This is a genomic window from Hymenobacter qilianensis (assembly GCF_014638675.1).
Taxonomy (GTDB): domain Bacteria; phylum Bacteroidota; class Bacteroidia; order Cytophagales; family Hymenobacteraceae; genus Hymenobacter; species Hymenobacter qilianensis.
Genome location: NZ_BMFN01000006.1, coordinates 39,170 through 50,802, shown reverse-complemented (window position 1 = coordinate 50,802; position 11,633 = coordinate 39,170). Strand labels below are relative to the sequence as shown.

General features: G+C 57.8%; 13 protein-coding genes. All 13 read left to right on the top strand.

All coding sequences use genetic code 11. The features are described 5' to 3' along the window. Positions 1 to 436: 436 nt before the first annotated feature. Positions 437 to 1,204, top strand: a complete 768-nt coding sequence (locus tag IEW06_RS19910) for a ParA family protein (protein ID WP_188548833.1) — start codon at positions 437 to 439, stop codon at positions 1,202 to 1,204. 5 nt (positions 1,205 to 1,209) lie between these two features. Beyond that, positions 1,210 to 1,683: a DUF3408 domain-containing protein gene (locus IEW06_RS19905; protein ID WP_187734594.1), complete on the top strand. Its 474-nt coding sequence runs from the start codon at positions 1,210 to 1,212 to the stop codon at positions 1,681 to 1,683. A 109-nt stretch (positions 1,684 to 1,792) separates the two neighbouring features. Continuing rightward, positions 1,793 to 2,518 carry a hypothetical protein gene (locus IEW06_RS19900; RefSeq protein WP_187734593.1) on the top strand — a complete coding sequence of 242 codons (726 nt, stop codon included), beginning with the start codon at positions 1,793 to 1,795 and terminating at the stop codon, positions 2,516 to 2,518. 66 nt (positions 2,519 to 2,584) lie between these two features. Further along, on the top strand, positions 2,585 to 2,929 hold the full coding sequence (locus IEW06_RS19895; RefSeq protein ID WP_187734592.1) for a DUF4134 domain-containing protein: 345 nt from the start codon (positions 2,585 to 2,587) through the stop codon (positions 2,927 to 2,929). Between the two features lie 4 nt (positions 2,930 to 2,933). Further along, entirely contained in the window at positions 2,934 to 3,254 is a 321-nt protein-coding gene (locus tag IEW06_RS19890; RefSeq protein ID WP_188548832.1) for a DUF4133 domain-containing protein, read from the top strand. Then, positions 3,251 to 5,719, top strand: a complete 2,469-nt coding sequence (locus IEW06_RS19885; protein WP_188548831.1) for a TraG family conjugative transposon ATPase — start codon at positions 3,251 to 3,253, stop codon at positions 5,717 to 5,719. Before IEW06_RS19890 ends, IEW06_RS19885 begins: the two co-directional genes overlap by 4 nt. Before the next feature lie 44 nt (positions 5,720 to 5,763). Beyond that, positions 5,764 to 6,321, top strand: coding sequence for a hypothetical protein (locus IEW06_RS19880; protein ID WP_188548830.1), 558 nt, complete (start codon positions 5,764 to 5,766; stop codon positions 6,319 to 6,321). Between the two features lie 39 nt (positions 6,322 to 6,360). Next, a complete protein-coding gene (locus IEW06_RS19875; protein ID WP_187734588.1) occupies positions 6,361 to 7,014 on the top strand; it encodes a hypothetical protein in 654 nt (217 codons plus the stop codon). A 5-nt stretch (positions 7,015 to 7,019) separates the two neighbouring features. Next, on the top strand, positions 7,020 to 7,670 hold the full coding sequence (locus IEW06_RS19870) for a hypothetical protein (protein ID WP_188548829.1): 651 nt from the start codon (positions 7,020 to 7,022) through the stop codon (positions 7,668 to 7,670). An 8-nt stretch (positions 7,671 to 7,678) separates the two neighbouring features. After that, positions 7,679 to 8,755, top strand: a complete 1,077-nt coding sequence (gene traJ / locus IEW06_RS19865; RefSeq protein WP_188548828.1) for a conjugative transposon protein TraJ — start codon at positions 7,679 to 7,681, stop codon at positions 8,753 to 8,755. Positions 8,756 to 8,776: 21 nt separating this feature from the next. After that, the gene (gene traK / locus IEW06_RS19860; protein WP_187734586.1) at positions 8,777 to 9,394 is read left to right on the top strand and encodes a conjugative transposon protein TraK; all 618 of its coding nucleotides are present in this window, start codon (positions 8,777 to 8,779) and stop codon (positions 9,392 to 9,394) included. Positions 9,395 to 9,413: 19 nt separating this feature from the next. Continuing rightward, entirely contained in the window at positions 9,414 to 10,637 is a 1,224-nt protein-coding gene (gene traM, locus IEW06_RS19855; protein ID WP_187734585.1) for a conjugative transposon protein TraM, read from the top strand. Then, the gene (gene traN, locus IEW06_RS19850; protein ID WP_187734584.1) at positions 10,637 to 11,557 is read left to right on the top strand and encodes a conjugative transposon protein TraN; all 921 of its coding nucleotides are present in this window, start codon (positions 10,637 to 10,639) and stop codon (positions 11,555 to 11,557) included. The genes traM and traN overlap by 1 nt, the downstream gene beginning before the upstream one ends. The last annotated feature ends 76 nt before the right edge of the window (positions 11,558 to 11,633 follow it).

Here is an 11,633-nt window from a genome sequence, read left to right as displayed (position 1 = left end):
AACAAATTTCTACCTAGCTGAACCCAGCTGAATCAGCAGTCCATAGGCACTACCAGACCGGATTTTGATTGCCTGTTACCCCTATTGATAGTTTGATAGTCTGATAAATATTTGGTTTGATAGTTTGAAAAATAACTAGTCTGATAAGTCAATAGTCTGATAACTAATTACACTGATAGTTGAACATTCAGTTTGATAGCTATCCATCTACCTAGTGATTTAACCCACTAGCATCCTATGCCTATAGCTGCGCAACTATTTCCAAAACCAACAAATCGAATATACTATAAAATCGTTTTTTACAATTTTAAATAAATATTTGTTGGTTTATTCAACTACAATTATAAATTTGTAAACAGCGAAGGAATTACATGCTTTCTTCGCTAAGTGCTGCCGGTTGTCGCGTCCCTTCTCCCCCTACTCTTCCTTGTCTACAATGAGCACGACCAAGTTCATATCGATCTCATCCCAGAAGGGGGGTGTGGGCAAAACAACGGTCAACATCCTGGCCGCCTCCCTCTTTCACTTCCTGGGGAAGGAGAAAGTAGCCGTCATTGACTGCGACTATCCGCAGCATTCCCTGGAGGGGCTACGCGAGAAAGAGCTAGCCCAACTGCAGGCCAATCCGACGAAAGCTACTGATTTTCAGGCCCTGGGTATTCAGGCGTACCCTATCGTGGGCTGTCAGGTACTTGAGGCCCTGGACGTGGCAAAGGAAATGGAGGGGCAATTCGACCTGGTATTCATCGACACGCCGGGCACCATCAACGTGCCGGGCTTGGTGGAGCTGTGGCAGCAGCTGGACTACGTGTTCATGCCCCTGGAAGCCGACGTGTTGAGTGTCGAGGCCACTCTGCCCTTTGCCGCGGCCCTGGAGGCCTTCGCTAAGGGCCAGCCCGGCAGCCGGCTGAAGCAATACTATGCCTTCTGGAACAAGCACGTGAAGAGCGAGAAGCAGGAGTTCTACCGGCGCACGGAAGAGCTGTTTGCCCAGCAGAATATTCCCTTCCTGACTACCCGTCTGGAGCAAAGCGTTAACTATAAAAAGGAGGGCATGCGCTCGACTATGTTCCCCTTGTCCAAGGAGTTTATGCACTTGGGTATCAGCGGTCTGATTCAGGAAATGGCGCAGATCATCTTTGCCGCCGAAGCCCCGGCAAAGGCTACCCTAGCACCGAGGCAAGCAAGGCCCGTTAATTTTTAACTTCTATGGCCAAGTCTGCTGCCCCCGACGTGAACGCCTTTGTCAGTTCGTTTGCCCGCCACCGTCAACCCGCCGCGCCTGAAACCGATTCCGCTCCCGAGTCCGAACCTGCTATGCAAGCTCTACCCGCGCCCGACAGTGCCCCTGAAATAGCCCCTGCTGCCTCCAGCCTGAAGGTGGAGCGCCCGGAAGAGGCAGAACGAAAGGGGAGAAAAGAGCTGCCCCCGGCTGAGCAAGCCGGCCGGGCTGACTACCCCGAAAGCTTTCTTTATCGGGGCCGCGAGAAGAAGAATAAGGCGGTGTATATCACCGAGGATGCTCATCGCACCCTGAGCGCGATCAGCCAGGCCAGCGATAATATCCCGCTGGCTGATTTGCTCGCCAATATCATCACTCACCACTTTGAAACCTTTGGTCCGGACATTCGCGCCTTCCTGGCGGAGCAGGAAAAGAAGAATAGGAAGCGCCTGCTGATCTAACCTCCCCCCTGACCTATTGCTTAAGTTACTGATTTACATACCCCTAAAACAGGGGTGCTAGCCACCGCTTTGCCCCTATTTATTCTATATCGCTACCGCTATGTTTAAAATGATCACGTGGTCCCAGTTCTTCGGGACAATGGCCGTCCTGCTCGTCGTGTACTACGCGTACGTGGCACTGGTCTATTACCGGGCAGAAGTACTAGACCTGTTCACGGGCCAAAAGGACAAAGCAGCCGGCGCCCAGGCGTTGCCTACGCCCCCTGCCTCGCTGCTCAACCGGGGGCCCTTACTTCCGAAAGCGGCCGTCGTGCTTCCCACTCCCGCTGACCTCGCTCCCGCCAACGAAGAGGCCCCACCAGCTACGGAAGCGGTCACCGATGAGCCAGGCGAAGAGTTGGGAGAAGAAACCGTGGTGAAGGTGTCGGCTTTGGCTCCCGACCAGGCCGAAGATGAAGCTCAACAAGAGATCAACGAAGCAACCGACGAAGAGCCCCAGCAAAATCAAGGAAATGATTATGGCAATAAAGAAAATTCTATTATTAGAAATTCCATTAATCTTGCAGAAGCCGAATCGGACGATTTAGCCCCTCCCTTGCCAGTGGGAGTGCAAGGGACGGTGGAAGTGTTTGAAGAGAATTTTACGGTCAGTGTGAGCCAGCTCAACAACGTTTTTGAGCGCGCCGCGGCCGGAGAGGTCACCCAGCAGCAGCTGACGAAGGAAGTACCCGCGCTGGCGGGCACCCAGGTCCTCGAAGCTTTCTACCAACGGAGTAAAAAGAGCGCCCAGCAACTTACCGCTGCAACCTATATCGAGGTGGCGGAGCCCGCTTAGAACTAACGTTTTTAGTAGCCTTGTTCGTCTTTTCTTTCCCTCATTTCACCCTCTACTCTTACCACCATGATTACCAAACCCTCCCTCTTTCAATCCCGCCGTTCTCTCCTTGCGAAGGTCCAGGCGCTCGGTACCGCGCTGCTCGTCCTGGCCATGGCTACCAGCTCGCTCGCCCAGGGCAATGGGGCGGCCGGTATCCAGGAAGCCACGGCCCAGGTCACGAGCTACTTTGAGCCTGCTACGACGTTGATCTACGCCATCGGCGCCGTGGTAGGCCTGGTGGGCGCCGTCAAGGTGTTCAGCAAGTGGAACTCGGGCGACCAGGACACGCAGAAGGTGGCCACCTCCTGGTTCGGCAGCTGCATCTTCCTGGTGGTGGTGGCCACGGTGCTGCGCGCCTTCTTCTTATAGGGCCATGGGCCACTACCCGCTGAATAAGGGCGTCAACAAGCCCGTCGAATTCAAGGGCCTGGTGGGCAGCCGCTACATTTTACTGCTGCTCGGCGGGCTCGGCGGCGTGTTTCTGGGCTTCATTGCCCTGCACGTGGCCGGCCTGAGCTCTTACCTGACCCTGCCCCTGGCCATGGGGGGCGGGTTTGCGTGGGTAACCCGGGTGTTTGCCCTGAGTGCCCGGTACGGCGAGCACGGGGCCATGAAGCAGCAGGCCAAAAGCCGGCAGCCCCTGCGCATTGTGAATCGCAACCCGCGCCATTTTAAAGAGTTATCGCGCCCATGAGCCATCTCCTGCTTCCCTCGGCGACGCTGGAGCAGAAGCAGCCCATCTACAAAGTAGAATCGGGCTGCCTGATCAGCAAGAACGCCGACGTCACGGTGGCCTACCGGCTGGAGCTACCCGAAATCTTTACGCTCTCACCGAGTGAGTACGAGGCACTGCACGCCGTATTCGTGAAGGCTATTCGCTTGCTGCCCCTCCATACGGTCGTGCACAAGCAGGATTGGTTTGTCGAGGACCAGTATGCTCCGGGCTTTGGGGAGGAACGCTCGCTCCTGTCCCGTTCCTACGAGCGGCACTTTTTCGAGCGACCCTTCCTCCATCACACCTGCTTTCTGTTCCTGACTAAAACGGCCAGCGGCCGGGAAAACTGGAATAGCCTCTCCACCCTGCTCTCGCGGTCGAAAATCGTCCCCAAAGAAATGATGGAGGAGAAGCGGCTGACCACCTTCTTCAACGCCGTTAGCCAGTTCGTGCGTCTGCTAGCGGACGCCGGTATCTCGTTTACCCAGCTGACGGATGCGGACCTTTGCGGTACGGAAACCACCACCGGCCTGCTGGAAAAGTATCTCGCGCTGGATCTGCGCGACGTGGCACCCCTGGTCGATCTCGACTTCAGTGAGGGCCTACACGTGGGCAGCAAGGTTTGTCAGTGCTACTCGCTGGGCAACCTGGATGATTTGCCCCAGCACCTGGAAACGGATGTGCGGTACGAGAAGCTCAGCACCGACCGCACCCCCTTTGCCGTGGGCTTTGCCGCGCCGGTCGGGCTGCTGCTGGGCTGCAATCACATTTACAACCAGTACCTGTTTGTCGATGATCACCACAAGACGCTGAAGACCTTCGAGAAGAAGCGCGACAACCTCAACGCGCTCGCGCTGTATTCGCGCCAGAATGCCATCCACAAGGAGTTTTATGACTTGTACCTGAACCAGGCGGTGTCGGAACAAAAGCTCTCCGTGCGGGCCCACGCCAATGTGCTGGTATGGTGCGAGCAGGAAGGGGACCCGAAGCAGTTGCGCGACCTGACCAGCTCGGCCATTGCCCAGATGAACTGCAAGCCGCGCGAAAACACGGTCGATATCGGCGCCCTGTTCTGGGCCGGCATTCCGGGTAACGCCGGGGACTTCCCCAGCGAGGAGACCTTCTACACGTTTGCCGAGCAAGCCTGCTGCTTGTGGAACGTGGAAACCAACTACCGCAGCTCCCCCAGCCCCTTCGGCATCAAGCTCTCGGACCGCATCAGTGGGAAGCCCGTGCACGTGGACTTGTCGGATGCCCCCATGAAAACGGGCCTGATCACCAACCGCAACAAGTTCGTGCTGGGCCCCTCGGGCTCGGGCAAGTCGTTCTTCACCAACGGCCTGGTGCGCCAGTACCACGAGCAGGGCACCCATGTGCTCTTGGTCGATACCGGCAATTCTTACAAGGGACTATGTGAACTGAAGAAGGGGGTCTACTTCACCTACGAGGAACACAACCCGATCAGCTTCAACCCCTTTTATGTCGTGGGCAAGCCCGACGTGGAAAAGCGCGAGAGCCTGAAAACGCTGCTCGTCACGCTCTGGAAGCGGGAGGATGAGCGGGTGAGTCAGTCGGAGTATGTTTCGCTCTCCACCGCCCTCACCCACTACTACCTTCTGCTGAGCACCACGCCCCGCGTACGGGCCAGCTTCAACACGTTTTACGAATTCCTGCAGCAGGAATTCAAAGCCTACCTGGCCACCGAGAAGGTGCGCGAAAAGGACTTCGACCTCGATAACTTCCTCTACGTGCTGCGGCCCTTCTACCGTGGTGGGGAATACGATTACCTGCTCAACTCGGACAAGGACCTAAACCTAATTCAGGAAAGCTTCATCGTCTTCGAGTTGGATAACATCAAGGACCATCCGATCCTGTTTCCGGTGGTGACGCTCATCATCATGGATACGTTCCTGGCTAAGATGCGACAGCTCAAGGGGGTGCGTAAGATGATCCTGATCGAGGAAGCGTGGAAAGCCATTGCCAAAGCGGGCATGGCCGAGTACATCAAGTACCTGTTCAAGACCGTCCGCAAGTTCTTCGGCGAGGCCATCGTGGTGACCCAGGAGGTCGATGATATTATCGGCAACCCGATTGTGAAGGACACCATCCTCAACAATTCGGACTGTAAGATTCTGCTCGACCAGCGCAAGTTTCTCAACCGCTTTGATGACATTCAACAACTGATGGGCCTGACCGAGAAGGAAAAGGCCCAGGTGCTGAGCATCAACCTCGACAACCGGCCGGGCGCCAAGTACAAGGAAGTGTTTATCAGCCTGGGCGGGCGCGTCTCGAAAGTGTACGGGGTGGAAGTATCGCTCGAGGAGTATGTGACCTATACGACGGAGGAAACTGAGAAAATGCGCCTCTTCCAAAAGGTTGACTCTGGTTTGGACATGCCCTCGGCTATCCGGTCTACTGCCCAGGAGCTGCGCGAGGCCGGCTAAAACCAACGGTCCGAAAAAGTACGCCATTTTATAACCCACCCCTTATGAAAGCAACCTATCTGATCGCTCTATCCAGCCTACTGTTATTCCCTAGCTGCGGGCAAGATGCCGCCTCGAAGGAAGCCGAGGCCCGCGTTGTCGCCTCCATTCAGCAGACCCTGGGCACCACGAATACCAGCTACGTCAAGGAGGTGCATACCTGGTACCAAAGTGATGTACCCAATCTGATCAAGCTTAATCCCAAGACGGAGACTATCTATCAGACGCATGCAGCCATCCTGCAGGAGGTCGCTACGCAGGAGCCCAAGCTAACGGCTAATAAGATCCTGACCCCCGAACAGGCAGAAGGCATTCGGGCTAAGTACAAACAACTTTCGGAAGAAAGCGCGGCCCGGGTGCAGGAGCTCTCGGCCCTGGCCACCAGCAAAACCACGATGAGCGAAGCCGACCAACTGAAGTACGTATCGGAACTGGCCGACAAGCAGACCCGGCACCTGGCCTTGGTGCGGTACTACACGAAAAGGACAGCCAACACGATTGCCCAAAAGGAGCGCCAGGCGACGACGAAGCGCCTGATGATGCAAGAGTTCGGGCACTACTAATCGACTCTAACCTACACAGTTTCTAACACTAGTCAGGGTATGAAAAAGACACAGATACTGCTGTGCGTGGCCGCGCTTTGCCTGTTGGGCACGCCCGCCGCGCACGCCCAGGCCGTCGTATCGGCCCCCATTCTGGAGGGTACCAACTTCATCCAGACGGGCCTTCAAGCCACCCTTAAAGCCTTGAGCACGAGAGCGAATACGCTCGTCAACAACGGCGTGGTGGAGCAGGTGCTGACCAAAGGCTTTACCGAAAAGAACATGCTACTGGCTAAGCAGTGGTACGATGGCTTGCTGCAGGTCAGCCAGACGGTGCGCACCTACCGGCGGGTGCAGCACATCTTCGAGCGGCAGGCGGCCATCATCACCATCTACTCCAACTACATCGGGCGTTTCAAGGCAGATCCGAACCTGACCCCGGCGCAGGTAGCCGGCATGGTCCGCGGCTATACCACCTTGATTCAGGAATCGGCCGGCTACCTGGATGAGCTGACGGCCATTGTCTCTCCTCTCCAGGCCAAGATGACTGACGCGGAACGTCTGGAACTGATTGATGCCCTTGACGACAAGGTGACCCACCAGTATGAGCTGGTCAGCTACTTCACCCGCCGCAACCTGGCTATCTCGATGCAGCAGGGCCAGGCCCAGCAGGATCGGCAGATCCTCAAACAACTTTACGGCCTGGCCAACTAAGCAGCATGAGAAAGCTCTTTACGCTTCTGGCCTTGGGGGGCCTGACCCTACTCACGCGGCCGGCGCAGGCGCAGTTCGTGGTCACCATGCCCATTGCCGAAAAGCAGGCCACTAAGCAGGCGACTCATCAAGGGTTTATCACCACCCTGCGGGGTATTGGGAATACCATCGTCAAGAAAGGCACCAGCACCCAGGCCGTCATCAAGCAGCTCACGGATCAGACGGCCGCCATGCACGAGGAATGGTACGACGGGTTACTGAAGATCAATTCGGTGGTGCGCGACTATCAGCGCGTGCAAACAATCTGGTCCTATCAGGAGCGTATTCTGACGCTCTACACGCAGAATATGACCCAGCTGCGGCAGAACCCCTATCTGACGCCGGCCCAGGTGCAGGGCATGGCGCGGGGATATACTGTGCTCATGAGCGAGAACGTGGCCCTGCTCGACGATCTGACCGTCATTCTTACCCCCGACGCGGCGAAGATGACGGATGCCCAGCGCCTGAAGTTCATCAACAAGCTCTCGGATAAGGTAGTCCACCAGTATCAGCTGGTTTCCTATTTCACGGCCCGCAATCAGGCTATTGCTGCCCAGCAAAGTCGTGCGGCCAAAGACACGCAAGTACTCAAGAAGCTCTACGGGCTCCCCAACTAACAATGGTTATGTATCTGCTCTCTATCCTGCTCCAGGTATCCATACCAGTTGAATCACTCAACCAGCTGCTCGACAACCTGTACAATGAAATGCTGCCCCTGTGCGCCGACCTGATCAACGTGGGCCGGGCACTGGGGGGCTTGGGGGCCCTGGTGTACATTGCCAGCAAAGTGTGGCGTAGTATCGCGGAGGCCGAGCCCATCGACGTTTTTCCCCTGCTGCGGCCCTTCGCTATTGGTCTCGTAATTACGTTTTTCCCGACGATGCTGGGCGCGCTCAACGGGGTACTGGGTGGCATTTCTTCGGCCACCAATGCGGTGGTGCGGGGGCAGAACCAAAGCATCATCCAGTTGCAGGAGCGAAAGGAAGCGCTGCTCGCCGCCCACCCCGAGAATGCGGCGTATGCCTCCGATGAGGCCTTCGAGAAGGAACTGGGGGCCAAGGAGGTGTTGGACTTTGGCGGCAAGGCGGCGCTCTACTTCGACCGCTTATCCTACGATGTGCAGAAGAACTTCCGCGAGTGGATGCGCAACGCCTTGGAGCTTCTCCATGATTCGGCGGCGCTCATCATCAACACCATACGCACCTTCTTTCTGATTATCCTATCCATCATCGGCCCGATCAGCTTCGGCTTCGCCATCTGGCCCGGCTTTGAGGGTACGCTGACCAACTGGTTTTCGCGCTACATCAATACTTTTCTGTGGCTGCCCGTGGCCAACATCTTTGGGGCCATCACGGCCAAGATTCAGGTGATGATGCTCAACTCGGATATTGCCCGCCTTCAGAGCGGGGGCGATCTGGAGAAGGCGGATTACGGCTACATGATTTTCCTGGTGATTGCCATTTGCGGCTACCTCACCGTGCCCTCGGTAGCCAACTGGATTGTGGCCGCCAGTGGCATGACCAATATTACCCGCTTTGCCACGCGGGGGGGCGGTATGATCGCCAGTGTTGGGGGTAGCATCGCCGGAGCAACCTCCGGCCAGGTGGCTGGGCGAGCCGCAGCCGTCGGGCGGGCCATGGGCACGGTCCCTACTGCTCCCTCAGTGGCCAATTCCACGGGTTATAAAAACACGAATGCCTAACCACCCTTAGCCTCTACGACTATGTTCCGCTCCCTGAAGAATATTGATTCGGCCTACCAGCAGACCAAGACGCTGGCTTTGCTGTTCATGCTGCTCTGCTTCTCCGTGTCGGCCTACGCCATCTACGCGGCCCGCCAAACGGCCCTTGAAGCCCAAGGCCGCATCTACGTGCTCGACCAGGGCTCCCTGCTGGCCGCCGTTTCTCATAATGTCAAAGACAACCGCCCCGTCGAAGCCAAAGACCACGTCAAGCGCTTCCACGAGCTCTTTTTCACCCTCGACCCCGACCCCAAGGCCATCGAGTATAACGTCAAGCAGGCGCTGTTCCTGGCCGACGCGAGCGCCCAGCGCGCCTACGCTAACCTGCGGGAGAGCAGCTACTACAATAACCTGATCCAGGCCAATATCAGCCAGGATATCCGCGTCGATAGCGTGGCCCTGCAAACCAGTGTCTACCCCTACTACGTCCGCTGCTACGCCCAGCAGCGCATCATCCGCGCCTCGACCGTGACCACCCGCCGCTTCGTCTCGGAGTGTTACCTGCGCGACGTCTCGCGCTCGGCGAATAATCCGCACGGCTTTCTGATGGAACGCTGGCGGGCCGTGGAAAACATCGACCTGCGCACCGAGCGCCGCTAAACCCCTACCCTACCGCTCTATGACAACCCCTCCAAAACCCACGCAAGCCTTTCTTCAAAAGCGGCGCTTGCTGCTTTTTATCCCCGTACCCAGCCTTGTCTGCCTGGTCGCGCTCTTCTACCTGGGTGGCGGGGGCCAGGGCGTGCCTTCTGCCGCTGCTGAAGCGGGATCAGGGGACAGTGGCCTCAACCTGTCGCTGCCCTCGGCTGGCCCTAGCAGCTTGTTCGAGGATAAGCTAGCGGCCGCGAAAGCCCCGACGGATAGCTTCCACCGCAACAACCTGACCTTCGCCCCAGTAGAGGAAATAGCGGCGGCCGCTGCCTCCCCGGATGGGCTGAACTACGCCGTAGAACCGGGTCAGTCCGCCCGACGCTACGATCCGAACCACGACCCGAACGTGACGGCCGTGCACAGCCGCATGCAACACTTGCAGCAACAAACCGCCCACGAAGCAGGGTACACTTCCTACACGCAGCGTACGGCGGAACCTTCGCGCTCGGTTGGCGCCGCCAGCTATGCTCCAGCCAGCCCGCGGGATGAGCAGCTAGAGCAAAGCGTACGTGAGCTGGAGCAGCTCAAGCGCGAATACGAGCAGCGCTTACAGGCCCTTAACACGCCGGCCGCCGCGCCGGCTGCCAAGGCTGCCCCCAGTAAATCCAAGCCCCAGCCGTCCGTTGTAGCGGCCGCCCCGGTCTCGGTCGTCAACCGATTAGATAACACTCCGCAGTCCGCGACCCAGGGCAACAGCTTCCATAGCCTGGGGGGCAGCAGTGCTCGCCCTAGCGCAGTGGCCACGGTCAATGCCGTGCCGGCTGTCGTGCATTCGGATCAGGTGGTCGTGCCGGGGCAAACCGTGAAGCTGCGGCTACTCTCGGATGTGCAGCTCGAAGGCCGCGTGATTCCGCAAAACACCGTGGTATATGGCGTCTGCCAGCTCAGTGGCCAGCGCCTGACCATCCAGGTGAGCTCGATTCAATACGAGAACAGCGTGGTGCCCGTGAGCCTGTCAGCCTACGATCTGGACGGCGGGGAGGGGCTCAGCATTCCTGGATCCGTGGACCGGGATATGGCCAAGCAAGGCCTGGCGGCGGGCGCCAGCAGCGCCGATCTGCTGACCATGTCCCCCAGCCTGGGCGCGCAAGCCGCGGGTATTGCCATTCAAACGGGCAAAGCATTATCCAGCCGCAAGATCCGGCTGGTCAAAATCAACCTGAAAGCGAACTATAAACTCCTGCTTCACTAATGAGAAAGTCCCTTTTATCCCTCGCCCTGTTCGCTCTTCTCGGCTCGTCTACCCTGGCCGTAGCCCAGCAAAAACCTAGCGTAGCCCCGCTAAAGCCGCTGATGTACCTGGCCATTGAATCCGAGCACCTGATTGCCTCCTATCACCTGGGCGTGGGTTTCCAGAAAACCACCCACCTGATCTTCCCCACGGCCGTGACCTACGTGGATCTGGGCAGTGGGAGCATCATTGCCGATAAGGCCCAGGGGGCGGAAAACATCGTCAAGGTCAAAGCTAACGCGGCCGGCTTCGCCCAGACCAACATGACCGTGCTCACCTCGGATGGGAAGCTCTACTCCTTCCTAGTCGACTACGAGAAGGACCCGAAGATTATCAATCTCAACTTCGCGGGGGCGGCAGGCAATGGCGCCGGTGGGGCGGCCGTGGGCCTGGCCAGCCAGGCGTCGGCTCCTCGCCATTCCGTGGAAGCGACGGCGGCCGAAGTGAGCGGCAAAAAGCGGACGCTGCGCCGGCGCCGCATGGCCAAAGATGATATGATGCTCAGCTTGCACGGGCTGTATACCGCCGATGATCTGTTCTACTTCCAGTTATCGATGCTGAACAAGTCAAACATCGGCTACGATATCGACTTCCTCAAATTCACCGTGCGCGACAAGAAACAAGTGAAGCGCACGGCCATGCAGGAATCGGAGTTAGCCCCGCGTTACGTGTACAATAGTCAGCTGAGCGGGATACCGGGTACCAGGCAACTGGAGCGGGTGTACGTGGTGCCCAAGTTCACCATTCCCGACGACAAGGTGCTGATCGTGGAGCTATTCGAGAAAGGGGGCGGGCGGCACTTGTCGCTCACGATTACGAATCAGGATATCCTGCGGGCGCGGGTGCTCCCCGCCTCGCCAGCAACGGTGGCCACGCGGTAGCCTTGCTCGGTACTACGTGCGACCATCTGCCGCCAAATGCGTATGTTTAGGTATCGCTACCTTCTCTACTGGCACC